This window comes from Zobellia russellii (assembly GCF_018728565.1).
Classification (GTDB): Bacteria; Bacteroidota; Bacteroidia; order Flavobacteriales; family Flavobacteriaceae; genus Zobellia; species Zobellia russellii.
The window spans coordinates 1-26,108 of sequence record NZ_JACSOI010000004.1 but is presented as its reverse complement, the minus strand read 5'-3'; the positions used below and the strand labels follow the sequence as shown (position 1 = coordinate 26,108).

Here is a 26,108-nt window from a genome sequence, read left to right as displayed (position 1 = left end):
ATAGATAATTTTACTTCTTGTTACTTTTGGTTCGGATTAGCTATCATGATTTAGTAGGTAATCAAAACCTTGTCATACCCTTTAGACAGCTTAAACACCACTTGCCACGGGTTGTTTCTGTTAACCGTTGCCTTTCTACTTGCTACGAGATTACCGTTTTCGTACAATTGTATTTGTGGCTCTGCCCCTTCTTTTGACAAAGGCATATTGATGGTTATTGGGTTGTCATTGCTAATGACGTAACCATTTGTATTTCTTTCCAGTGTGAAGGAAAATGGCCTGCCGGATGAGACGATATCCCAACCGTGCGATTCAAATTTTTCCATACCCGATAAAAACATAAATTCAATATCGGCCTTATTGTTGGCCAACCGTAGTGTGGACAATAGTCCTTTCTGATAAAAACCTTCTTTAGATGCCACATCGCTCTCCGAAGTGTTTAAAACGGTACGATCTACGGTAGATGTATCGCTCAATAGAACATCAATAATCTGTGTATTGGGATATTCTGGCAAAGATGAAAAAGTCACGTTGGCAATGGGATTGTTATCCTCCTCCATATACGGATTAAACACTACAGCAAACGGGTTTTCCCAAGCCGCTTCCTCTCTTTTTAAAATTAGGGTAGGTATGGCCTTTTCCAGAACTTCTTTAGGAGCGGTACCTGCACTAAGGGCATTGGATTTTGGCGAATTGACTTTATATAAGGTCTGGTTCTTGCTTCCCTTCACCCATAGTTTCATGATATTATGGGCATTTTCACCACTCTTCAGTTTAAAAACAGCCTGAATATCTCCCGAGTTAATCGTTTTACTTTTGTCCGTGAAGTAATCATATCCTTTTAAGTCTCCTTTCTTAGAAGACAGTTCATCCGTAGGTGTTGTATTTAGTATATTATTTTTATCATCTAAAAGTTCTAAAGATTGCCCTAGGTTATGATAGATATACTCATGCTTTTGCTTTCCTTCCTTTTGTTTTTTAGAACGAAAAACATCAATGATATAGGGTTTTTGATTTTTTGATTCTATGAGCGCAGTAAAACGTTGCTGATCGGAAACCGTCTTAGGCTCTACAAAGGATACTTTAGAAAAAGTAACCTTATCAAAAGATGGCCTTTCGCCCGAATTAGGAAATACATTATCCAGTTGAAATGGAAAGTAAGTACGCATGGCCGCATAGTCCGATTGACCATCTACTACCACCGTATTATGAGCGGGAAAACGCGAATAGAAATCCCTATGGTCTTCATGCCAATAACTAGGTCCGCGCCCCATGTCCGTACCCAGAACATAATTGTTCGCATACAATTCCAGTGAAATTCCATTGGCATGGGCATGGTTTCCAAAAGAACCTACAACAGAAGCCATTACAGCGTTTTTTCCTGTTCCCATGCGTTGGTTAAGCATACTAACATTAGGTGCATAGAAAGTTGGAGAAACAAGCGTATCCGTCTGCAGATCCTCATTTGTTCCATTTTCATTCAACTTATCCACATAGAAAAACAACTCAAAAAAATCTTTACCCTTCCGGTTATACTGCCCATTTTCTATCATTTGGGAAAGGAGTCCGGATATCAGCTTCTCTTTATCTTCTTGCCCGTACTTTTTATAATTGGCTACCAAAAGTTCAAAATTTTCAGGTGGAAGTGTTTTATGGTGCGAATCGCCAAAACCAACCATATACCCGCTAGGAAACAAGTATTGAAAAGATGCCAGCGCAGCCCTTTCTACCATGGGATAATTAGCAAATTCATTGGCGTTCATAGCATGGTCCAATACTGTGAATATGCGTAAAAAGGTAGTAATAACATGAACGGAATATGATGCACACTCCGGCCACATAGCATTTTCCTGATCGTATACCAGAAGGCTTTCCTTAATGGCAATTTGCCGATCTGTAGATATATTGAAAGTATGGTCTAAATAATACTCTTGCCCCTTTCCGTTTTTATAATTTTGATTGGTCTCCAGTACCAAACCAATATAGGTAAGAAACCTTGCTTGGAACAGGTTCCAATTGTTATCAGGAATTCCCTTTTTAATGATTTGATCTCCCCATTTTTGAAATACGGCCACCGAAGTATCCAGATTTTTTTTATTCGCCTTAAAGTAACCGTACAGAAAATCATAAGTAGTTACTAGCGAGATTACAACGCCTTCGTGAATGACCTCAAAAGTGGCAAGACCAGAAATATTATCCTGCTCTGATTTTTCTAAATCTATGGGAGCATCCCTATAATACATTCCCTCCATATAGGTGAAGAAAACGGGTGCGGCAAAATCGGCATATTTCTGTTCCCCTGTAAGCCAATAAAAAAAGGCGGCATCCGCCACAAGCCCCATAATTTGCTCGTTTATCTTATCAATGGCAAAACCGGATTTAGAAGGGTGCACCCACTCCATTTTTCCAGTTTGTTTATGTTTTAAAAACAAGCCGCGAGAATCATCAAAATAAGGCGGTACATCTTCCAGTTTTGGGCGCACATAATCTGTTGCCCAATCTCTTGTTCCAGAATATCTGACCGTAGCCACAGGTGCCTTTCCTTCAGAATGTGAAAAATTGCCTCCTTTTAAATATACCTTATCGTGTTTGGTGTTCCAGTTCATCTGAAGCCGTGAAACCAACCATTCCGGGTCATTCTCCCAATACGCAATGTACTCTTCTAAACGCTCCTTCTTTTTGTCTACTAGTTCCTTTTTCCACGCAACACTTTCTACCGATTGTACAAAAACTTCTTTTTCTTGATCGGTAACGTAAATTCTGGGATGATCCTCTGTTTGCGCTTCTACTAAAGCCGAAGCCAATAGCAAACAGACCAAAAAATATACATTCTTCCTTTTCATTTTCTTCATCATCTTTCTCTGATTCATTCTTGCCCTCCTCAATAGCTTTTTGAATTAATATTGATTGGGGTGCTCATAATCACCAATTCTATGGTAGACGTTCCTTTTTAGAGGTATTTGCATGCCATTGCTATCCTCTAACCAATCGTACAGACTATTGGCAAACTCTTTAATCATGGGCTGTAATTCAGGCTTATCAATAAGGTTGACAATTTCATTGGGATCGTTTTCTATATCATAGAGTTCGTTCGTATCCCAAATGCCATTGTAGCGTATGTATTTGTACTTATCCGTACGAACACCAAAAACTGTAGGCGTCATGGGAAAATCATACTCAAAGTAATACTCATAGAATATTTTATCGCGCCAGTTGTTCTCATCACCTTTAAGCAATTGCACAAATGATTTACCCGGCATATATTCAGGTTTCTCCAAACCGGCACACTCTAAAATAGTTGGTGCTATATCTACGTTCTGCACCATACGCTCTATAGTCTGCCCGCCTTCAAAAATTTCCGGGCAACGTACCAGCATAGGAACTTTAACCGATTCTTCATAAAAATGACGTTTGTCTATGAGGCCGTGCTCGCCCCAACTAAACCCGTTATCTCCCATATAAATGACCATTGTAGATTCATCAAGGCCATTGGCTTTTAGCCAGTCCATAACGGTACCCACACTTTCATCAACCCCCATTAAAGTCTCGCAATAGCGTTGTACCAAATCATCAAAAGTTCCTTTTGCCCTGCCGTGGTACATATAGTCCACTCCATGCCAGCTATCCCGTTGCTTCTTGACCCATTCCGGCCAGTTCAACTTCTTGTAGGCACTACCAATAGTCTGCGTATAGGAATCCGGTTTCTTTATTTTTTTACCGGCATACAAACCTTCATGTCGTTTGGCGGGTTTAAACGTGGCGTGAACAGCCTTGTGCGAGAGATACATAAAAAATGGTTTCTTTGTATCCCTGTTATCCAACCAATCAACTGCGTGTTCCGTTAATAGATCCGTTACGTAGGTCTCCTTATCATATTGGGTATTTTTTCCATTTATATTAAGGTTGGGACCGTAGTAATCCCCCTGACCAGCAAAACTTTCCCAATGATCAAAACCGGGTCTGGGGCTGTCATTGTGATCTCCCATATGCCATTTACCAAAAAAGGACGTCTCATAGCCTGCCTTTTGAAGGTACTCAGGAAAAAATGTTAAGTTCCCTGGATTTGGTGCTACATTATCTACTATGGTATGTACGTGCGAATATTCACCAGTTAGAATACTGGCCCTACTGGGCGAACACAGGGAAGTAGTAACAAAGGCATTTTTCATATGTGCGCCTTCCGTTGCCATCTTATCCAAATTAGGTGTCTTTAGCCACGGCACCTTACCCGTAAATCCCATAAAATCATAGCGGTGATCATCAGTTAAGATAAAAATTACATTTCGTTTCTTTTGCCCTTTTACCTTCTTTAAATTTAGATTGGTATTTTTAACTTTCGAAGCTTGCTGAAATCCGAAACTTGTGTCTGGAGATAATAGCAATAGGGTAATAACCAAGACAATAATTTTACTTTTCATAATAGGGTCATATTTGTATTAATTGGTTTTTTGAATGCGGATGGCGAATCCATTATTTTTTTGAAGATTCAACGAAATAGAACTATTGGAATCCAATTCTATCTCCTCTATTTTAACGTGAGTACGTGTTTGAACCGTTTTATCATCAGTATATAGCTTTGCGATATAAGCTGCATTTTCATCCAAAAAAGAAAAGTCTAATTCAACCGTCCTTGACTGATTTCCATTGATTCCGCCAACAAACCATTCGTTGTTCTTTCTACGGGCAATCACTCCTATCTCACCAATTTTTGCTTCCAAAACCTTGGTTTCGTCCCAAGTGGTGGGCACGGCATCAAAAAACTCTAATTCCGGTTCATTCCCTATATGTCTGGTATCTCCCCAAAGACCGTCCTTTTTTTCCGGGGAATCCAATGGCTTATCATACCAATACAAGAATTGTAACGGACTAAAAATACAGACGGTTTTTGCGAGTTGAGAGGCATGAGACCCCATTTTATTGACCCTAGAATTATAATAGCAAACCGTATTATCTGCGGCACCGGCCAACATTCTGGTAAACATGGTGATTAGAGTGTGCTCATTGGTTACACTAGTTTCATCTCCTGCAATTCCTTCTTGGGTTAAAAAATTAGGGTATGTTCTTGAAAAACCTGTAGGCCGATACTCATCATGCACATCTACTACCATTTTGTACTTTGCGGCTTTTTTGATGGCCTCGTGCAGCCATGCCGTTGCATCTTGGTCTCCTACCCTAACAAATCCGAATTTAATTCCTGCCACTCCCCAAGATTGAAAAAGTTCCAAAACTTCATCTAATTGCTTTTCTAAAGCCCGTCTATTGACATACAGAATAATGCCTATATTTTTAGTCTTCCCATAATCTATCACAGCCTTTAGATCCAATGGGCCTTTTGAACGATTTGGGTCTACGGTTATAGTAGTGGCATCCGATGAATCATACATTTCGTTACCGTACCAACCAGCATCGAACAACACATACTGCATATTATGTTTTGCCGCAAAATCTACGGTAACAAATCCACCTTTGGTGGTCAATGTTGCTTCTCTGATTACCTTTCCGGGTTTTATCCAAGATTCATTCTTTATTTCCGATGCATCGTTCAGGTTTGGAATAATAGAGTTATTGGCCAACAATTGCCCCTCATTCTCCGCCATCATCACTACCCTCCATGGTGATTGGAATGGAAGTTTTTTATGAACTTTCATCTTACTATCCAACTGTTCGGAAATAACCGCTCCGGTAATGGTATCCTGCTGTGCTTGCCCCATTTTACTATCCAAGGATGAAACAATGCTAAATTCCGAGCTAGACCCCTTATCAAAGCTTAAACGGGCAAAATCTACCAATTTAGCTTCTGCCAAGGCTACCATTAAACTATCGCCCATTTCTATGACCAACGGACGTTCACACCCCTCTTGTAATTGAGATATAGGTATCTTTCTATACTCCCCCTGTGCCGTTAAAACACCCTTCTCCCGTTTTGGTGTTGACCATAATTTGTAGTCCTCTTTAAAATTATAATTGATTTTTTCATCCAGGTCAATCTCTGTGATTCCACTTTGTTCGGGAATTTCATATGCCAAAGCAATACCTTCATTATACGCTCTAACCATTAGATTTACTTGGTTACCTCCCTTATCCAGATGAACTTTAAGTTGGTTATAATTATCATGAAAACGACTATGGTCAAGAAAATTTGAATGCCAGATGTTGGATACGGAAGTCTGTTCCGAGTTTAATACGGATAAGGGGCCTTTAAATGGCAATTGCTCCGAAATAATTTCCAAAGTTGATGGCAACAGTACTGGATTTCCTTTATAAAAAATTGAAAACTCTATTTGATTGTTTTCCGTAACAATACTAATCGTTTTAGTACCATCGGGCGATTTTAGCTCTATTTCCTCCGATGAAGCACGTGCCACAAAAGAAAATAACACTATAAAAATCAGTGATTTATATTTTAAAAAATCTATAATTTCAATCATTTTCGGAAATAGTTTATTTCGTTAATTCGATTTGCAACCGTTCTTCCCTTCTTAATTACGCGCCCAAATATGGCTATCGTCCAACAGTTCTTTGTACTCCCGGACCAAATCCACCTTCATCTCTCGAAAAAGCTTAGGATGTTTTTTTGACACTTCTTGACTTTCCGCAACATCCTCTTTTAGATTGTACAGGACAAAATCTGAGAGTTCCGCATTTTTAACTAGCGCTTCATTACCTCTATGGACATTAAGAATCTTTGGTAAATACCCTTCTTCTGTTTTAAGCTGAGCCATTATTTTCCAATCTCCGTTGCGCATGGCCACTACATGTTCATTAAGTGCATTGTAAAAACTCCATACCAAAGGCTTCTGCCTTTCTATGGTACCTGTTTTCAGAAATGATGCTATAGATTGCCCGTCCAACTTTTTTTGAGGCAATCCCGCTCCTGCCAGTTCGGAGAAAGTGGGCAGAAAATCCAAAGAAGATACTATCGCATCCGTGGTGCCATTATAAGTTTCCTTACCTAACCAGTTGATAATACAGGGCACCCTAAAACCGGCCTCGGTAGTCCATAATTTCATACCTTTTAAATCGCCTGGTGAGCCAAAAGAACGTTTTGCCTTGGGATATCTGTTTAGAGTTTCCGGTCCGTTATCCGATGTAAAAACTACCAATGTATTAGAGTCTAGCCCTTGTTTTTTTAAGTAGTCTAACAAACGGCCAACTGCAATATCAACATTTTCAACATTGGCGAAAAACTCCGCTTCCTCCTTAATATCGGTGAACTCCATATATTTTTTAACCAAACGTTCCGGGGAAGCTATAGGCTCATGAGGTTCATGAAATGCTACTTCAAGAAAGAAAGGATTATCTCCTTCTTTTTTATCTAACCAGCCAATGGCCTCATCTACTATCAATTGACTACTAAAACCCTCTAGTTGCCCTACTTGAGTACCGTTACGAACAAAATTCCTTGGGTTTTCATGCGTTGGTGCCGCGTTGTTATGGGTTGCAAACCAATGTTCAAAACCAAAGTGATCCGGTTGTGGCTGTTCTTCCGAATTAAAAAATGAGCTACCATGCCATTTGCCCACCAAACAGGTGCTGTACCCTACTTCTTTGAGTAAAGCCGGAATGGTTTCTTCCTCCGCTCGCAAATGGACCAAATCTTTGAGGTCTTCCCTTTTTTTGTTCCCACCAACAATAAAATCATACAATCCGGCCCTGTTAGGACTTCTTCCGGTCAATAATCCTATTCTGGACGGCGAACAAACCGGAGCGGCCGAATAGAAGCTGGTAAGCTTTATTCCCGACTCCGCCAATGCATCCAAATTAGGTGTTTCTATAAAAGGATGTCCAAAAGAGGAAAGGTCTCCGTAACCCAAGTCATCGCAGAGCAGAACAATAATGTTTGGTTGTTCCAACTTCTTGGCAGGCACTTCTTCTTTGGCAGTTTTACACGAATTTAAAATGCCAAGACCTAGAAGTACAACCAAAATCTTTACAAGCCCTATACGTTTCTCTTTCATATCGATTAAATTTTAGGCTCTCCTTTTAGATACCCTAAGGATTCTAAAAATATATCCGCTTCACGGGTGGTTTTCACGTAGAACTCTCCGTTACTGCGGGGTCTATTGAAAAAACCATGGGTCTGGTCTTTATATAAAAATATATCGCAGCGGCTTCCTACCTCCTCCATTTTGGTCTTGTATTTTTCTATGGTAGAAACCGGTATCAAAGCATCTTTTGTTCCTAAAAAAACAATAGTGGGAGCGGTTCCTTTTTTAATATTGTGCATTGGGGATATTTCCATATGCCTCCCTCCCATTCGTTTGTATTCAAATCCTTCGGGACCGTTATCAATGACAGGGTTATAAAGTACCAACGCGTTCGGTTTTGCACTAATGGAAAGATTATCAATAGTTTCATCCAAGCCGTTTACGGTTGCGGCGGCAGCTGCTAGGTGTCCACCTGCAGAACCTCCGGAAGCCACTATTTTATCAGGATCAATTTGAAATTTATCGGCATATCCCCTTACGAATCTAATAGCCGTTTTTGCATCGCTCACTGCTTCAAATGGTGTGGTACCATGCCTTGATTTTACCCGATAGTCTACCAAAACACCAATCATGCCCCTAGAAGCAAAATAGTTGGCCTGATCTTCAAATTGAGTGATAGTACCACCGTTCCATCCCCCGCCAAAAAAGAATACTATTGCCGGATAGGTTTTGTTAGGTTGTACCTTTTCCGGATATCTAAAATGCATCTTTAAAGTATCGCCATCAACAATTTTGTAAATCAACTCATCGGGGATAGATGGTATCCGTGTTTCCACATTTTGGCTCTTGACCGTGGTTATAGCCAAAAACATTAAACCAAAAAGGAATTTGAGCTTTACATCTTTCATTTTCATTATTTAAAGGTTTTAGGTTCCCTATAAATTTAACCGCTATTCTTTAATATTACCTTTATACAGGTAGCATTTATATTATTTGGAAGACTTAAGCATCTTCAACCGCAATAGTCCTTCCATATAATAATAGTCTGCATACACAATGGGCACATCGATTTCAGAATTATTAGGGTGGTGTCCTGTAGAATGTAATAAAAGTGCTTGATTGGTATCTCCGCTCAAATAGGCGTCACTAGACAATTTTTCCAGCAAACTCTCCGCGGCAGCAATATACTTTTGTTCCAAAGCAGCATCATCCACCACTTGCGAAAGCTCCAACATACCACAGGCTGCTATAGCTGCGGCAGAAGCATCCTTGGGGGAATCTGGAATCTTAGGGTCATCAAAATCCCAATAAGGAATACCATCTTCGGGTAAACGCTCTAAAAAGTGATCTGTAAGTCGTGTAGACGTGTTTAAAAAGTCTTTATTCCCGGTCTCTCTATAAGCCATGGCAAAGCCATAAATACCCCATGTCTGTCCACGGGCCCACATAGAATCATCTGCATATCCTTGGTGGGTCATTCCTTTTAAAAATTCACCTGTCTTACTATCAAACGACCCCAAATGGAACATAGAACCGTCTTTCCTAACCAGATGATCCATAGTAACTTTTGCATGACTTTCAGATAGGTCATACAAATCTTTACTTCCTCCATTTTTAGCGGCCCAAAAGAGCAGTTCCAGATTCATCATATTATCTACAATGGTATTATGGCCAAACTCACTTTTCTTTATGGGCCATGACAAGATGCTCCCTACATTAGGGTTGTAAAGTGTAGCCAAAGTATCGGCAGCTGCCAATAATACCTCTTTATACGCTTCGTTTCCGGTAAGCCGGTATCCATTACCGTAGCTACAATACAACATGAAACCAATATCGTGGTTTTCCGCTGGGCGATACGCAATTTGCCTTAATGCTTCCGTAGATTTTATGGCACTTTCCTTAACACCGCCATCATTAGACTGTTCATAAGCGTACCACAAAATACCTGGCCAAAAGCCACTGCACCAATCTCGAGCACCTACCATCTCCCAATGTGTCTCACCTTTGGGAATGTTGCGCGGAAACTGGTCCGCACTTTTTATGGTTTCCTGAACGGACTTAATTTTCTCGGCATTTTGATCAAGAATTTTATCTGGTGAAAATTGAACTGCCTCTTCCTTTTTTGAAGCACATGAAAACAATAAAAATGAAGTGCATATAATTAGCTGTAGCCTGACTCTCATCTGAAGTATTTTTAGATACCTTAACTGGTTATCATTAAAGTTTTTTTGATGTATTTAAAACGAAAAAACTGTTCTGTGGCAAGTGAAATACGGGTTCACCCAAACACGTTTACATTTGATTTTTTGTTCCTTACAATTTTACCTAGAATGAAAATAAAGACCCATAAATTATGATTCATAAGCTATAAATTAATGGCCTTTTAGTGCTCTTTAGCAGTCTATTTACGCATTTGCATCGGGGAGCTATATAATTTCTTGTGTTTTTGAGAACGTCCTTTTCAAATTCAAAAAAACGTCTTCCAAACATAAATTTTAAAACCGGTTTTTAAGGGACGACTTTGACCTTGATTGCTTTTTCCCTATAGGTGGATGATTCTTTTAAAACAGCCTATACATGCTCCAATAGCCCTGTTTACAGTGTTTTGAAATCCATTGAATAGCTTTTCAATGTGAGCAGTATCTCCTTCCTCTCGTAAACTCTTCTTGAAAAACGTTATGAAAACCACCTTAAAGACCGGGTGATTTTTTCGTGGGCAATTCAACCTTCCAACCTCTGGTTTTAAACCCTCTTATTTTACGAATACCTCAGTTTTGGGCAATCCAAACTGATAATGAACAATAATTTATAATCAATGAATGATAATTTATCGATACCGGCTTCAAATATTTTTAACATTGGCTTAACAATATTTGGCACTCTAATAATACGGGACGAGTCCAAAGAAAATTAATTCAACAAAACACATTAAATAACACATTTATGACCACTGAAAAAAGAAATCGAACCAACCTAAAGTATATAGCTGGTCTATTGGGAATCTTAGGGTTCCTAATAAGCGGCGCATATACTAATGTATACGCTGCAACAGGCAGTAGTATTGTTCTGGAAATTACGGATATCCAAGACTTGACCGTTACAGGTACCGTAATTGGTGCCGAGGATGGAATGCCCATTCCCGGGGCCAATGTTATCGTTAAAGGAACCCAAACAGGTACCACTACGGATTTTGACGGGAATTTCTCCATTAATGTTGCTTCATCTAACAGCGTACTCGTATTCTCTTCTATCGGGTTTGCCGCAAAAGAAGTGACCGTTGGGAACAACAGTACCATTAATGTTTCACTGGATACTGATGTTGCCGCTCTAGACGAAGTTGTTGTTGTAGGTTATGGTACCGCCAAGAAAGAAACCTTAACCGGTTCCATTGAACAGGTCAAGGCCGAAGCTTTTGAAGATATTGCAACCGGTAGCCCTGCTTTGGCATTACAAGGACGAACTCCGGGCCTTGTCGTTACTAGAGGGTCATCAAGACCGGGTAATGAAGACATAAATTTCTTGATTAGGGGTTCTTCTTCCGTAAACGGAATTGATCCTTTAATCGTAATTGATGGAGTACCTAGTATAAATTCATCTTCATTTAATGAGATGAACCCAAATGATATAGAGAGTATTAGTGTTCTAAAAGGCGGATCGGCCTCAGTATACGGTTCTCGTGCTGCTGGTGGTGTTATCTTGGTAACCACAAAAAAAGGTAAAGGAGATGTTAAGGTTGAACTAAGTACAATTGCACGTGTGGGTACTATTGGTATTCGCCCGCCAACACCAACCATGACGGAATATGGAGATATTTATCTAGCCGCAGTAGATTCTGATTTAGCGGCAGGTAAAAGCCCAAATTTTTTCTTCTGGAACAATCGCGAGACTTTGCAAAGAATTGCTTCCGGAGAAGAAGGGTATTATGATTTACCTATTAACGGTAGAGTTTGGTTAGGTGAAGGAAATAGATTTGATGACCTTTTTGGAAATTCATATTCCAACCAGCAAAATATTAGTGTATCGGGAGGTTCGGAAAGAAGCAACTTTAGAATTTCTGCCGGTTATGACGAAAATGTTGGGGGTCTAAAAGTTGCTGACGATTCTTCGGATCGGTACAATTTTAATCTGAACTATAATATAGATGTTACAGATAGGCTAAGCCTAAATACCAATGTTAGCTATTTCCACAGACATATTTCAGGACCAACCGGAGGCTTGGCCAGAGATGCAGCTGCTTATGACGCTCCTTTGTTTCCGGCTTATAATGACCAAGGACAATATTATTCTGTATTTGGGGGTGTAGATATTACAGGCGCCAGAAATGCCGTGGCACAAGTTATAGACGGTGGACGTCAAAATTTTATAGATGAACAACTAAAAATATTTGCACAAGCAACCTATAAATTAACGGACCACTTAAATCTTACGGGCTCTTACTCTGTAAGTAGACAACATAGTGAAGACCAAGAATACGCTTTATCAGTACCTCTGTATAGTTGGCAGGGCGATTTTGCTACGAATATAACTGCCCCTAGTAATACATATATAGAAGAAAAAACTGAAAATATTACCTATAAAAACTATAAATCAACCTTAAACTATAATAATAGCTTTGGAGACCATAATGTAACGGGCTTACTAGCAGTAGAAGCTGAAAAGAACGAAAACAACAAACTTAGAGCCAAAAGAAGTGGATTTGTAGATTATGGTGTTTATGATTTAAACCTTGGTGCTACAGACCAGAATATTGAAACAGAAGGTGGCGGAAACACATGGGGTTCTTTCGGTTACATTGGTCGTTTAACTTACGATTATAAGCAAAAATATTTATTAGAAGTACAAGGTCGAAGAGATGGATCCTCAAGATTCGCAGATGGCTACAAATGGTCTAACTACTTTAGTGCTTCTGGTGGCTGGGTTATAAGTTCAGAAAACTTTCTAAAAGATAGCAACACCATTAATTTCTTAAAACTACGCGGTGGCTATGGTGAATTAGGAAGTACCTCCGGATTTGGCAACTTTGGTTACTTATCAACGGTTGGTTTTGGAAATACCGTTTTTGGACAAACTAATGCAGGGCAACAAGTAACTTCCAGAGCTAGCAGTTTGTTCAGTGATACTACAACTTGGGAACGTATTATTACAAAAGAAATTGGTCTGGATTTTAGGCTGTTCAACAACAACGTATTTGGCTCTATTGACCTTTACCAGAAGAACAATGAAGACATGCTTATCAGTCTTGTATATTCTGATGTTCTTGGTACGGGAGCTCCGTTAACAAATTCTGGGGCTTTAGAAACCAAGGGGTGGGAAGCTCAGTTAGGATGGAACGGCAATGTTGGCGATTTGGAAATTAGCGTAAGTGCAAATATGAGCGATTCCAGAAATGAGATTACTTCGTACGAAGGGGCAGATTCTTTTGTTCCAGGGTTAAATTTAATAGACTCAAGCGATAACCGTGATGATTTGGTTGTGGAAGGCAGACCTATTAACTCGTTTTACCTATACGAGACTGACGGTGTTTTTGCAAATCAAGCAGAGGTTGATACCTATTATGCCACATACTCAGGTGGAATTTTACCTGATCAAGGAGCTGCCGCAGGATTGGTACCAGGTGATACTAGAATTATAGATACTAATGGTGATGGGGTTATTGACACCGATGATGTTACCTACCAAGGCGATTCTTCACCTCACTATGTATATGGCTTCAATTTAGATTTGAAATATAAAAACTGGGATTTTACCACCTTCTTTCAAGGTGCATTACAACAGTACATCGTTAGAACCGGATACTTCTCGGCCCCTTTTCAAGCAGTGTGGCAAAACCAATCTGCAACTTGGTTAGGAAGAACATGGACGGAAGAAAACCCAAATGCGGAATTTCCTAGATTATCTACACAAGGTGGTGCAGCCGGTTGGAATTACGTGAACAATGATTTCATGAGACAGAACAACAAATATCTTAGGCTAAAATCCTTGATTATAGGCTATAATTTTAAAGGTCTAAAAATAAAGAACAAGCCTATTGACAATCTACGTTTGTACTTCTCCGGAAACGATTTGTTCGAGTTTACAAAAGTTAAAGATGGCTACGATCCAGAATCTATAGCAGGTGCCAATAACAACACATACCCATTTATGCGCACATGGGCATTAGGTGTAAAAGTTTCCTTGTAATCAATTTAAAAAACATACAGATGAAAAATATACTTTATATAATTATACCATGTATAATGGTACTCTTTACCTCATGTGAAGACGAATTTATAGACTTAACGCCGCCAGCTTCCATTACGGATGATGTTTATTATACAGAAGCTGAACATTTCTTAACGGGATCTAATAGATTTTATCCCAACTTAATGGGGTGGGACGATCAGCCCTTATTCTCGGACCATGGCTCAGATTTAGTCGGATATTTTGAAGATGGCGGTATACAGGCCTATGGTAGAGGTGAAACCCTACCTCCCGTAGATGATGATTACTATACGGATACCTATGAATATATTAGGGATATGAACCTTTTGCTAGATAGAGCTGAAAATTATGATGGTGAAGAAAGCATTGCCCCATATGTGGGAGCAACCAAATTTCATAGAGCTTGGCAGTATTTCTTTTTAGTACAACGTTACGGAGGCGTCACTTTGGTAACAAAACCCTTAGACGTTAATTCCGAAGAATTAGATGCACCGCGTAATAGTAGGTATGAGGTAGTTGCACAAATTATTAACGATTTGGATGATGCAATCTCTACATTACCCAATGAGGCAAACATAGGGTCAGAAGACAAAGGCAAAATTAGTAAAGAGGCTGCTATGGCCTTTAAGGCCGATGTGCTATTACATGAAGCTACATGGATGAAATATGTGGGCACTACAACAGATGGTGACGGCACCAGTAGTGGCGCCGGAAGTGCAGGTTTTGACGATTCAAATATTACACGTTATCTACAAGAAGTGGTTACCCTTACAAAATCCATAATGAGCTCAGGTACTTATGAATTATGGAACCATAACGATGCTTTAGATAATTTAAGTTCTAATTTCTTGTTCAACCTAGAGGATTCAGGCTCAAACCCGGCAGGATTGGACAAAGCCTCCAATAAGGAGTTTATTCTATACGGAAAATACGATTTCACATTTAGACAAGCCAATACCCTTGTAAGCCACGTCTATAACGGAAGGTTAAGACCTAGTAGAAAAATGATGGATTTGTTTTTAGCTACGGACGGATTACCAATATCCGCTTCCCCATTGTTTCAGGGCTATGCAAATACACCAGATGAGTTTCAAAACAGAGATTATAGAATGAGGGCTTATTTTACGAACCATAAGACCCTTGGTGAGATACCACAAAATGGAGAGGTGGTTTTGAGCGGAACCAATAACTATGGTTATTTTAATGCAAAGTTCATGAGCTGGAAGTGGGATACGGAAGATGCGTATAGAGCCACGGAAACAGAAAGTTATGATATTCCCTTAATACGTTTGGCCGAAGTTTATCTAATGTATGCAGAAGCTCTATATGAGTTAAACGGTAGCTTAGCCGATTCTGAATTGGACGAGTCCATAAATCTAATAAAGGCAAGAGCCGGGTTACCACCGCTTACCAATGCCTTTCTAGCCGCTAACAACCTAGATTTAGAAACGGAAATCAGAAGAGAACGAGCAATTGAACTTTACGCTGAAAGTTCTTCTAGATATACGGACTTAAAGCGATGGGGCATTGCCGAAGATGAATTGGGCGAGGCCGTTTATGGCGCCGTTATAGAAGGAACAGTATATGAGGGCAATGAGGATTTATACACCCCTGAATCCTATAATTTTGCTCCTGAAGTTACTGAAACCGGCGTAGGAAACAGGCTGTGTCTCTTAATACAACCTGAATCTACACGTAATTTTTCTAGAGAGAATTACTTATTCCCTATACCAACCTCTCAAACAGGGTTGAATTCAAACTTATTACAAAACCCGGGATATTAAAATATTGAGCATCCATTTATATGGATAAATTGTTTGTTTAGTTTTGAGTGAGTTTAGTTGAAGGCGGCTGTATTTCGGGTACAGCTGCTTTTTTTACAACTCCTTTTTTTAGAAGAACCACTACTCCTGAGCTTCTTTTTTTTCTCGCTGGTCAATAAATTCAGTGGGTGTCACATCAAATAATTCCCGGAAGGTCTTACTAAAATATGCCGTAGAATTAAATCCGGCCATATAGGATATTTCCTTTACGGAATATTTGTTCTCCTTTAATAGTTCCGAGGCATACCTTAAGCGTACGGTACGCATATAGTGACTTGGATTTTTTCCCGTTAAGGAATTTATTTTTCGGTATAGCTGGGACCTACCTATACCTAATTTTTTTAGAAGGTCCTCTTGTTTGAAATCCATATCGCTAACATTGTCCAAAATGGTTTTTGTAACCTTATCCAAGAAAACTTCATCAATAGAATTGGTGGTCACTTCACTTGCGGGAAAGATACCGCCAATTTCAGAGAACCGCTGTCTCAACCTCTTTTTGGTTTCCAATAAGTTGTTGATACGGGCAATGAGCACCCTAGTTACAAAGGGCTTGGACAAATAACCATCTGCACCACTATGGTAGCCTTCTACCCTATCATCGTCCAGACTTTTTGCGGTAAGTAAGAGTACGGGAATATGACAAGTTTCAAATTCACTTTTAATGTTTTTACAAAGTTCAAAACCATCCATTACGGGCATCATCACATCACTTATAATAATATCCGGAAAGTGCTTTTTGGCCATTTTAAGTCCTTTTTCGCCATTGGCCGCCTGCTTTACCTGATAATACTCCCTAAGGTCATTTACCAAATGGGTACGCAACTCTTTATTGTCCTCCACAATAAGTACGGTTGGACGGTCCTTATCGCCTGTTTGTTCTGGAAAATCCTTACTTGTAACCAATTCATTGGTAGTTAGCATTTCATATTCTACAGCTTTCATGGAATTAATACGGAACTCGTTCTTGATATTCTCGGTCTCTGTAGCTTCCTTATCCAGGTTCAACGGGAGCCTGACTATAAATTTACTTCCTTTTTTTGCCTGGCTTTCTACGGAAATATCACCTCCATGCATTTCTACTAGGGCCTTACTGAAGTTTAATCCAATACCGGTTCCGGTTTTTGATGGATCTAGATTGTAAAACCTAGAAAAAATATTTCTTAATTGAGCCTTATCAAGCCCTTTACCACTATCCTCTACCCTAATTTCTACATAATCTCCCATTTTTTCTCTGGAGAAAAAATGGGAATCATAAGTTTTCACCTTTTTCGTAACCTCATTGATGGATACTACGATTGTTCCCTCAGGAGGCGTAAATTTTATAGCGTTGGAAATTAAGTTGGTTATAATCTTCTCAACCTTATCCAAATCAAAATGGGCCTGTATATTTTTTGAATCGGAAGAAAACGTATAGTTCAGCTCCTTTTGGTCCGCCAAGTCCTTAAAGAGCATGAAAATGTCTTCAGAAAACTTAACGATATTACCTTTTTCCAGCTGCAAAGGCATCATACCTACATCCATTTTTCTATAATCAAGCAACTGGTTCACCAAATGCAATAGGCGCCTAGCACTGCGCTGTATGGTCTGTGCCGAGCTCATCATAGGACTAGACTCATTAATACTGGAAAGTATCTTGTCTACCGGATTCAAAATTAAAGTTAGGGGAGTCCTGAACTCATGTGAAACATTTACAAAAAACTGCAGTTTCATCTGGTCCAATTCGTGCTTTTGGTCCTCCCTAACTTTTTGTGTGTAGTAATACATTATGGCCCATAGAAGCAAACCGCCGGCAATGGCATAAATGAGGTACATCCACCAAGTTTTCCAGAACGGGGGTAAAATCTCAATGTTCAACTTGGCAGAACCTGCGTTCGCCCACTTACCATCAATAGATGATTTTACTTCAAACAAATAATCTCCCGGCTCTAAATTGGAATGGTTTACGACCCTATTATGCCCTATATTTACAAAATCGTCATCTAGTCCGTGCATCTTATAAGCGTACTGCACCTGTTCCGGGTTCTCAAAATACAAGGACACGAACTCAAAAGAAATATAGTTTTCGTCATATTTCAGTCTAATATTTCCAACAGAATCCAACGCACTGTTAATCAATACCCGCCCGTTTATGGAGTCGCCTTTAACTACTTTTTTATTGTTAAGTTTAAAACTGGTAATTAGGGGTTGTAGTTTTACATCTTCAGTAAATTTTATGTGATCCGGATGAAATATATTGAAACCGTTAAGGCCTCCGGCCAATATCCTACCATCTTTGGTCTTATCTATTGATTTAGTCTGAAACTCGGTTCCCTGAAGACCATCATGAGCGTTAAAATTCCTAATCTCATTAGTTTCCGGATTAAGAAAAGTAAGTCCACTTTTAGAGGTTATCCAAAAGTTATGATTATCATCCTCCTCTAAACCAACGACCAAATTATTAGGAAGACCATCATGAGATGAGTATGATTTTATCTCCTTTAAGTTTTGATCGAGGACAAATATTCCGGAATCCGTACCTAGCCATATATTGTTTTTATGGTCTTCGGTAATATAATTTATTCTGTTGCCCTCTACCCCTTTCTCATGAACCCTTTCAAAATTTATTTCTTCCGGGGCAAACTCTTGAAGCTTATCTAACTGAACCACGTTTAACCCAAGAGTAGTGCCTATTAACAAGCGTTTTTGGGAATCTACGTACAAATATAGGATGATATTACTAGTGAGACCAATATCCTTTAGAGATGTATTCCTGTAACTACTGAACACCCCTGTTTTTGGGTCCAAAAGGTTTAGACCATCTGTACGCAAACCTATCCAAATTCTTTTTTCAAAATCTTCCAAGCCCGCCCATACGGAGTTTTGCCCTATAGATTTAGGATTAAACACATCATTTTCATACCGCTTAAAGACCTCCTTTTCGGGGTCAAAACTATTGAGTCCTCCATCCAAAGTACATATCCATATATTTCCATCGGAGGATTCAAACGTGTATAAAATTTTATTGGAAGAAAGCGAGTTTTCATCGCCTGGAATATGAGGGTAATGTTTGTACGATTCATTTTCTTCATCAAATAAATCCAAGCCACCGTTATAGGCTCCCAACCAAATACGCCCCTTTTTATCTTGCAGTACAGATTGTACTATTTTTTCACTTAGGCCCTCTTCACTATTAGGCTGGTAATAATAATGTCCAAATGAATACTTGGAAGGGTCTAATTTACTAACTCCCTTATCATAGCTGCCTATCCATAGGATACCGTCTCTATCTTCATAGATAATGGAAGGCTTGTTATTTGCCAGCGAAAAGGGATCAAAAAGATTGTTGGCAATCTGCTGAGTTATGGTGTTCTTTTTTTTGTCGTACAAATAGATGCCATGACCGTCTGTGGACAACCAAAAAAACCCACTATCATCTTGGTAAATATTACTTATGGGAATATGGGATTCCGCTAAAGAGAGGTGTTTAAACTCGTTCTTGTCCCTGATCCAAAATATCATATCGGACAGGTCATTTCCTATTAGAAAATCACCGTCTTTATCAATAAATACCCTTTTAGGAATATGGTTCAGTTCGTATGGGTCTCCACTATCAATAAACACCCTATCAAAATTATCTTGAGCCCTATTGTACTTATTCAGGTGTTGGCCATCTGTTGTAAACCAAAGTTCATTTTCGGCATCCTTTAAAATGGCATTTACGCCGTTGGAATCCAAAGATCTGTCATTGGTGGTATCATTTAAGTAATATGAAAATTTTGGGTCATATAGGCTACCTGAATCTGTTAGTTCTATTTTAACCACGCCATTTTCAGTAGCTACCCAAATTGCATTCCCATGTGTATCATACTCTACATCATTTATTATTTTTCTAGGGCTACTAGACAGGGATAAGGGCCCATAAAGGTCTATAAGCGTAAATTTTTCGGTTTCCTTATTATACATATTCAAACCATTATTGGTTCCTACCCATAGTTTCCCATATTTATCTTCGGTGATGGTATTTATTCTATTATTGCTGATGGAGGTTGAATCGTTTAAAACCGACCTGAATATTTCAAACTCGTAACCATTGTATCTGTTGAGTCCGTCTATAGTACCAAACCACAGGAATCCTTCCTTATCCTGAAAAATCTCCGAGCAGGTACTGCTGGACAAACCTTCCGGTGTTTCAAAATTCTCGAACTTAAGTGTATTGAACTGCGCACTCAATGTTAATGAGAACAACAAAAAAAAGAAAAAGGTAAATCTGGCGGTAACCATAAATAAGTTCGGTTTAAGCTATACTAAGTAAATGACAGCAAATATCTACTCACAAAATCTACGAAAAGATGGGATAAAAGCACAGCTAAACAATGGTTAATTTTTACACAACCAATTACAACCATTTATAAGTTTTAACTTCTTCTAAATAATTCATCCGATTCAACAAAGCCAACATTAAAAACAAAGGACATATATCTCAAATAACGAATTTCTAAGCCACTCCTTCTAATTACTTCTCCTCTTGGCTAACGTTGTTATAATTGCTTTAACTGTATATTGCGGTACTCTACCTTCATTGGCGGACCTACATGTACCTGCACGCCCAAGTACCCTTTTAACTTCCTGTTCTTGATATCCTCATCCGTTACATCGCTCATTAAAACTCCATTAACATAATGCTGAAACCGATTGTCTTGTATAACAAGATGTACCTTGTTCCAATCCTCACTTATAATTTTATTCTTCAAGGAATCCGGTTCCCCTAACACACCTACCACTTCCCTACTTTGCCAACAATTGTTCTTCACATTGGCCCTCAAAGAAGCTTTTGCCCCTAAGTTTTCCTGACTCTTTATAATAACTTTTTCTCCTCTATATGCCAAGGTAGTTCTTTTTTTCTCTTCGTAATTTTGACCTGTATACTTTCTGTTTCCATCTATATCTGCCTGATACCCTCGCATAGCATTGGGTATTGTATCTATTAAATCACTTCTATAATTAATGCCACTGTTGCCGGATTCGGTTATCCTGAATTCCAACTTCAGCTCAAAGTCATCCGGTTGCCCTCCTTGCCATATGAGAAAATTGTTGTTTTTCAAAAGGGTTTCCGGGCTTACCTCTCCTACCAAATAACCGTTTTCAACACGCCAATAATTAGGATCACCTTTCCAGCCGTTCAAAGTTCTTCCATCAAATATTTTTATAAAATCGCCTTTTTTCCCCAGAACTTCTAAAGTGGGTTCTCCATCAGCTTCCTGTTTTTTTTCTTTGCAAGATTGAAAACAGATGAGTAACATTAGGGGTATCATACATTGGGTAAGAAACTTTGGTATAGTCATACAGGCCGGATTTAAGAATCTCAAAATTAAATATAGATTTTGGGTATACCGTCCTGTTCTATACTGTCTGGAACAGTACCTGATGATGGTTTAATCAAAAATTGAATTATCTTTTCGCCTTATAATACTTTCGCTAATATTAATTTCCATTTAAATGAAACTAGCTTCAATAGACATCGGGTCCAACGCAATACGGCTTCAAGTGGTCAAAGTTTATGAAGAAGAGGACCTAGTCAGCTTCAAAAACCTACAGCTATTACGGTTTCCTTTACGGTTGGGACACGATGTGTTCTCCCAAGGGAAAATATCGGAACCAACCAAAGAGAAGTTCATCAAACTAATGCGCACCTTTAAGCACTTAATCGACTTGTACGAAGTAGAGGGTTACTATGCCGTGGCCACGTCGGCAATGCGGGAGGCCAGTAATGGTAAAGAGGTTAGCGAGCTCATTCTAGACGATGTGGGCATGAAAATCAACATCATTACGGGCAAGAAAGAGGCCAGTATCCTGAACAAGGCCATAAGACCTACCCTTAAAGACAGGAAGTACGTGCATATAGATGTGGGCGGCGGTAGTACGGAGCTAAATCTTCTGGAAAGCGGTAAACTTGTTCAAAGCAAATCCTTTAAAATAGGATCAGTGCGCCAATTGGCACCAAAGGAACGTACAGACGTTTTTGCCTCTATGAAAGAGTGGGTTCGCTCCACAAGTTTCCATAAATCAAAAAACATAGTAGGGATAGGAACCGGGGGGAATATTAACCGACTTTACGGACTGGCCAACAAAGCTTCTAATATGGCCATATCCTTTGCTGAATTAAAAGCCCTTAGAGCCTATGTAAGTGAGTTTTCTTATGAACAGCGTATGTCTATTTTAAAAATGAATCCGGACCGGGCAGACGTTATTGTTCCTGCTTCCGAGATTTATCTAAGGGTACTTAAAGAAATGGGAAGCGACCAGATACTAGTGCCAAAAGTGGGGCTAAAGGACGGCCTCATCTACGAACTCTACGAACAGAAAACCCAAAAGAACCTGGACAGGATAGAATACCTGGGGTACCTCTAGACCCGCTAACGGGCATATCTTTTATATCGAGTTCCTGTCGATGAAACGGAACGGGTTCTTGACCTTCCCCTTTTTCTTGTCCATGATCATACGGGCAGCGGTCTCCCCCATGGCCTTGAAATCCGTGGAGATACAGGTAATGCCCAACAGTTGCTTCAGCGGCGTGTCGTTATAGGAGATCACCCCTATGTCGGTCCCCAGATCGAACTCCTGGTTGCGTATCTGGTTCACCAAACTCACTAGGTCCGATTCGCTTATGGTAATGAACAGGTCGCCCTTTTTAAGGACCATATCGTCATAAATCTCGTCCAGCACCTCAAAGTCGATCCTGTGCTCCCCGCAGAACTTGCGGAACCCGTGAAGGATCCTCTTCGGGTACGGGTAGACCGATTCCTCGGGGTAGGTAATGATCAGTTTCTCGTATTTCGATATCTTCCCCAGCCCCTCCTTCAGCGCATGGTAGATATCGTTCTCGAAATCCTGGTAGATCTCTATGTAACCGCCCTTCAGTTCGGGTACGGGGTTGTCCATTATGATCAGTTTGTCCTTGGGGATACGGTCGATCGCCTTGATCGCTTCCGGGGTATGGCTGGCATGCTTCAGCTTCTCGGTCTTGAAATGCGGCATGATCACATAGTAGTCATAGGCATTCCTGTTCTTTTCCAGAAGGTTCAGGAACAGCTCCTCCTCGCAATGGTAGATGAAAAGGCTCGTGTGCGCCGTCCCCCCTATACTCTCTATAAAGGAATTGTAGATGCGCATCTTGTAGGAACTGAGCTTGTTGACCAGGAACAGGATGTTGACCTTGGATATCAGCTTGGTACGGGCTATGTAGTACCCCTTGCCCTTTATGGAGATGATCACCTTGCGCTCCCTTAGAATACTGTAGGCCTTCTCAACGGTGTCCCGCGAGAGGAGGTACTCCTCGCTGAACCTGTTGATCGACGGGATCTTGTCGTCCATCTTTAGGTTGCCCGAGGATATGTTGTGGATAATGGCGTCCACGATCTGCCTGTACTTGGGCACTCGGGAGTTCTCGTCTATGTCGATGAAATTGAATATGTTCATGGGCGATGGTCTTTTCTTTATCGGTGGAACTGCCCCTTGGCGGCACAATAGTAAAGATGAAAAATTATAATCCGCCCAAAATATACATATTTATTTTTTTTGGGCCGAGCGGTACAGTACAGGACGGAAAGCTTTTCCCCATCACATAATTTTGTCCCTAAACGTAATAACCCTTCAAATGAAAAATACAGCACAACAGTTCAAGTACGTAGACCATCTATGGGACGATAAGAAAGCCGCCGCACTGGGCGATGACCAGGTGGCCCTGTTCCTATACCGCTCCAATATCCTGGGGGCCGACCTAAGGATAACCAACTATGGCGGTGGGAACACCAGCTGCAAGACCATCGAAAAGGACCCCTTGACCGACCAAGAGGTGGAAGTGATGTGGATCAAAGGTTCCGGCGGGGACATCGGTACCCTGACCAAGGCCGGTATCGCAGGGCTCTATACCGAAAGGCTCAGGAACCTGAAGAACGTTTACGGCGGCCTGGAGGACGAGGACCGCATGGTGGGCCTTTTCAACCATTGCATCTACGACCTGGACAGCAAGGCCCCTTCCATTGATACCCCCCTGCACGGCCTGTTGCCCTTCAAGCACATAGACCACCTGCATCCCGATGCCCTGATCGCGGTGGCCGCGGCAAAGGACAGCGAAAAGGTGACCAAGGAGATCTGGGGCGATACCATGGGCTGGGTACCATGGCAACGGCCGGGTTTCGACCTGGGCCTACAACTGGAAAAATGCCTGGAGGACAACCCCGGTATCCGTGGGATAGTCCTGGGCAGCCACGGGCTTTTCACTTGGGGGGACACTTCCCATGAATGTTACATGAACAGTCTTGAGGTCATCGAAATGGCCTCCGAATATATAGAGAACAAGATCAAGGCCAACGGAAGCGTTTTCGGGGGACAAAAAATAGAGAGCCTACCAAAAGGGGAGCGTCTGGAAAAGGCCGCACAGCTTATGCCCATGTTAAGGGGACTGTGTTCCTCCCAGAACAGGATGATAGGCCATTTTAACGATAGTGACGTGGTCATGGAGTACATCAACAGTAACGACCTGGAGCGGCTCGCGCCCATGGGCACCTCGTGCCCAGACCACTTTTTGAGAACCAAGATCCAGCCTTTGGTACTGAAACTGGATGCCAACGAGGACCTTTCCGATACGGAAGCCGTGCTCGCCAAGCTCCGTCCCGCCTTTGAACAGTACAGAAAGGAGTACCAAGCGTACTACGACGACCATAAACGTGCCAATAGTCCCGCCGTTAGGGATGCCAGTCCGGTGATCATCATCTATCCGGGAATAGGCATGTTCAGCTTCGCGAAGAACAAGCAGACCACCCGTGTGGCCAATGAGTTCTACGTCAATGCCATAAACGTCATGCGCGGTGCGGAAGCCATTACGGAATATACATCGTTGCCAAGACAGGAGGCCTTCGATATAGAGTACTGGTTGTTGGAAGAGGCCAAACTGCAGCGTATGCCAAAGGAAAAACCTCTATCACGTAAAGTAGCCCTGGTCACCGGAGCGGGGGGCGGCATAGGAAAGGCCATTGCCGACAAGCTCGCCGCGGAGGGCGCCAACGTGGTACTGACGGATATTGCCGAGGACAGGCTGAAGGAAGGCGTAGCCACCTACCCAAGGGATACCGCTAGCTATGCCGTGTGCGACGTCACCAAAAGCGCATCGGTAGCGGACGCCTATAAAAAGGCATGTCTGGAGTTCGGGGGAGTGGACATCGTGGTGCACAGCGCGGGTCTCGCCATTTCAAAACCCCTACAGGACACCTCGGAAAAGGATTGGGACATACTGCAGGACGTCCTGGTAAAGGGGCAGTTCGAACTGGCCAAGCAGGCCGTGGCCATCATGCGCAAACAGGACAAGGGAGGTGACTTTATAAGCATAGCCAGCAAGAACGGGCTCGTATCCGGGCCCAACAACGTGGCCTACGGAACGGCGAAGGCCGCACAACAGCATATGGCGCGTCTATTGGCCGCGGAACTGGGGGGCGACAAAATAAAGGTCAATACCGTAAACCCGGACGGGGTGATCGTGGGCAGCAAGATATGGGAAGGCGATTGGGCCGAGGGACGTGCAAAGGCCTACGGGATCACCGTTGAGGAGCTTCCCGCACATTACGCCAAACGCAACCTCCTGAACGAGATCATATACCCAAAGGATATCGCGGACGGGGTATTTGCATGCGTGGGCGTATTGAACAAGACCACAGGGAACATTATCAATGTGGACGGGGGCATGGCGAATGCCTTTGTAAGATAGATCGTTTTGAGTTAGTTTGTTTTTATTTCCATGGGCCGTACGGCCCATGGAAGTATTTTTACCAGAGTTACATATTTCACCCGTCAGATTAATTTTCAACTAGTTCCGCAGCGAGCTGAGAGCTGAAAAATGTTTATCATGTACAAGATGTGGGAAACTAAAATCTATAGTAACTTATACCCAAAAGTTGTTAGTCTCCACATACAGATAGCTCAAAAAAATAAGAGTGATGTTTAAATCCAGTAACCACACTCAAATAAAAAATTTAAATAGAGATTAAGATGTTGAAATATAACATCCAGACAATAATTACATAGTCATGAAAACTAAAGTAACGGCCGTATTCGATATCGGGAAGACCAACAAAAAGTTCTTTCTTTTTGACGGGAACTTCCAGGAGGTGCACCGTGAATACGT

General features: G+C 41.0%; 13 protein-coding genes. 4 read left to right on the top strand and 9 right to left on the bottom strand.

The genetic code is table 11. The annotated features are described in order from the left end of the window. Positions 1–50 precede the first annotated feature (50 nt). The 6 genes from H9565_RS10840 to H9565_RS10815 form a co-directional block, all read right to left on the bottom strand. Positions 51–2,870, bottom strand: coding sequence for a heparinase II/III domain-containing protein (locus H9565_RS10840; protein ID WP_215439532.1), 2,820 nt, complete (start codon positions 2,868–2,870; stop codon positions 51–53). 27 nt (positions 2,871–2,897) lie between these two features. Continuing rightward, positions 2,898–4,418 (bottom strand): sulfatase family protein, encoded by a 1,521-nt coding sequence (locus tag H9565_RS10835; protein WP_215439530.1) that lies wholly within the window; start codon positions 4,416–4,418, stop codon positions 2,898–2,900. Between the two features lie 18 nt (positions 4,419–4,436). Continuing rightward, on the bottom strand, positions 4,437–6,428 hold the full coding sequence (locus H9565_RS10830; RefSeq protein WP_215439528.1) for a glycoside hydrolase family 97 protein: 1,992 nt from the start codon (positions 6,426–6,428) through the stop codon (positions 4,437–4,439). A 51-nt stretch (positions 6,429–6,479) separates the two neighbouring features. Continuing rightward, complete coding sequence (locus H9565_RS10825; RefSeq protein WP_215439526.1) at positions 6,480–7,958, bottom strand: sulfatase-like hydrolase/transferase; 1,479 nt, start codon at positions 7,956–7,958, stop codon at positions 6,480–6,482. A gap of 5 nt (positions 7,959–7,963) precedes the next feature. Next, the gene (locus H9565_RS10820) at positions 7,964–8,842 is read right to left on the bottom strand and encodes an alpha/beta hydrolase (RefSeq protein ID WP_246560521.1); all 879 of its coding nucleotides are present in this window, start codon (positions 8,840–8,842) and stop codon (positions 7,964–7,966) included. A 75-nt stretch (positions 8,843–8,917) separates the two neighbouring features. Then, entirely contained in the window at positions 8,918–10,111 is a 1,194-nt protein-coding gene (locus H9565_RS10815) for a glycoside hydrolase family 88 protein (protein WP_215439525.1), read from the bottom strand. A gap of 760 nt (positions 10,112–10,871) precedes the next feature. On the opposite strand from H9565_RS10815, the gene H9565_RS10810 reads away from it, so the two are divergent. Both H9565_RS10810 and H9565_RS10805 read left to right on the top strand, forming a co-directional pair. Further along, the gene (locus H9565_RS10810) at positions 10,872–14,108 is read left to right on the top strand and encodes a SusC/RagA family TonB-linked outer membrane protein (RefSeq protein ID WP_215439523.1); all 3,237 of its coding nucleotides are present in this window, start codon (positions 10,872–10,874) and stop codon (positions 14,106–14,108) included. A 20-nt stretch (positions 14,109–14,128) separates the two neighbouring features. Then, positions 14,129–15,913 carry a RagB/SusD family nutrient uptake outer membrane protein gene (locus tag H9565_RS10805; RefSeq protein WP_215439521.1) on the top strand — a complete coding sequence of 595 codons (1,785 nt, stop codon included), beginning with the start codon at positions 14,129–14,131 and terminating at the stop codon, positions 15,911–15,913. A gap of 120 nt (positions 15,914–16,033) precedes the next feature. Here H9565_RS10805 and H9565_RS10800 read toward each other — a convergent pair whose 3' ends face one another. Next, on the bottom strand, positions 16,034–20,212 hold the full coding sequence (locus H9565_RS10800; protein WP_215439519.1) for a hybrid sensor histidine kinase/response regulator transcription factor: 4,179 nt from the start codon (positions 20,210–20,212) through the stop codon (positions 16,034–16,036). 257 nt (positions 20,213–20,469) lie between these two features. Beyond that, positions 20,470–21,273 carry a 3-keto-disaccharide hydrolase gene (locus H9565_RS10795; RefSeq protein ID WP_246560518.1) on the bottom strand — a complete coding sequence of 268 codons (804 nt, stop codon included), beginning with the start codon at positions 21,271–21,273 and terminating at the stop codon, positions 20,470–20,472. 154 nt (positions 21,274–21,427) lie between these two features. On the opposite strand from H9565_RS10795, the gene H9565_RS10790 reads away from it, so the two are divergent. After that, positions 21,428–22,339: a Ppx/GppA phosphatase family protein gene (locus H9565_RS10790; protein ID WP_215439517.1), complete on the top strand. Its 912-nt coding sequence runs from the start codon at positions 21,428–21,430 to the stop codon at positions 22,337–22,339. A 21-nt stretch (positions 22,340–22,360) separates the two neighbouring features. Here H9565_RS10790 and H9565_RS10785 read toward each other — a convergent pair whose 3' ends face one another. Further along, a complete protein-coding gene (locus tag H9565_RS10785; RefSeq protein WP_215439515.1) occupies positions 22,361–23,407 on the bottom strand; it encodes a GntR family transcriptional regulator in 1,047 nt (348 codons plus the stop codon). 178 nt (positions 23,408–23,585) lie between these two features. Between H9565_RS10785 and H9565_RS10780 the strand changes: the two genes are divergently transcribed. Beyond that, positions 23,586–25,691 carry a bifunctional aldolase/short-chain dehydrogenase gene (locus H9565_RS10780; protein WP_215439513.1) on the top strand — a complete coding sequence of 702 codons (2,106 nt, stop codon included), beginning with the start codon at positions 23,586–23,588 and terminating at the stop codon, positions 25,689–25,691. Positions 25,692–26,108 lie beyond the last annotated feature (417 nt).

What these genes read in the sequence shown, in the direction of transcription:
- H9565_RS10805 (WP_215439521.1), top strand. Translation starts at nt 14,129, where the DNA reads ATGAAAAATATACTTTATATAATTATACCATGTATAATGGTACTCTTT.
- H9565_RS10810 (WP_215439523.1), top strand. Translation starts at nt 10,872, where the DNA reads ATGACCACTGAAAAAAGAAATCGAACCAACCTAAAGTATATAGCTGGT.
- H9565_RS10820 (WP_246560521.1), bottom strand. Translation starts at nt 8,842, where the DNA reads ATGAAAATGAAAGATGTAAAGCTCAAATTCCTTTTTGGTTTAATGTTT.
- H9565_RS10790 (WP_215439517.1), top strand. Translation starts at nt 21,428, where the DNA reads ATGAAACTAGCTTCAATAGACATCGGGTCCAACGCAATACGGCTTCAA.
- H9565_RS10815 (WP_215439525.1), bottom strand. Translation starts at nt 10,111, where the DNA reads ATGAGAGTCAGGCTACAGCTAATTATATGCACTTCATTTTTATTGTTT.
- H9565_RS10785 (WP_215439515.1), bottom strand. Translation starts at nt 23,407, where the DNA reads ATGAACATATTCAATTTCATCGACATAGACGAGAACTCCCGAGTGCCC.
- H9565_RS10780 (WP_215439513.1), top strand. Translation starts at nt 23,586, where the DNA reads ATGAAAAATACAGCACAACAGTTCAAGTACGTAGACCATCTATGGGAC.
- H9565_RS10840 (WP_215439532.1), bottom strand. Translation starts at nt 2,870, where the DNA reads ATGAATCAGAGAAAGATGATGAAGAAAATGAAAAGGAAGAATGTATAT.
- H9565_RS10825 (WP_215439526.1), bottom strand. Translation starts at nt 7,958, where the DNA reads ATGAAAGAGAAACGTATAGGGCTTGTAAAGATTTTGGTTGTACTTCTA.
- H9565_RS10800 (WP_215439519.1), bottom strand. Translation starts at nt 20,212, where the DNA reads ATGGTTACCGCCAGATTTACCTTTTTCTTTTTTTTGTTGTTCTCATTA.
- H9565_RS10795 (WP_246560518.1), bottom strand. Translation starts at nt 21,273, where the DNA reads ATGACTATACCAAAGTTTCTTACCCAATGTATGATACCCCTAATGTTA.
- H9565_RS10835 (WP_215439530.1), bottom strand. Translation starts at nt 4,418, where the DNA reads ATGAAAAGTAAAATTATTGTCTTGGTTATTACCCTATTGCTATTATCT.
- H9565_RS10830 (WP_215439528.1), bottom strand. Translation starts at nt 6,428, where the DNA reads ATGATTGAAATTATAGATTTTTTAAAATATAAATCACTGATTTTTATA.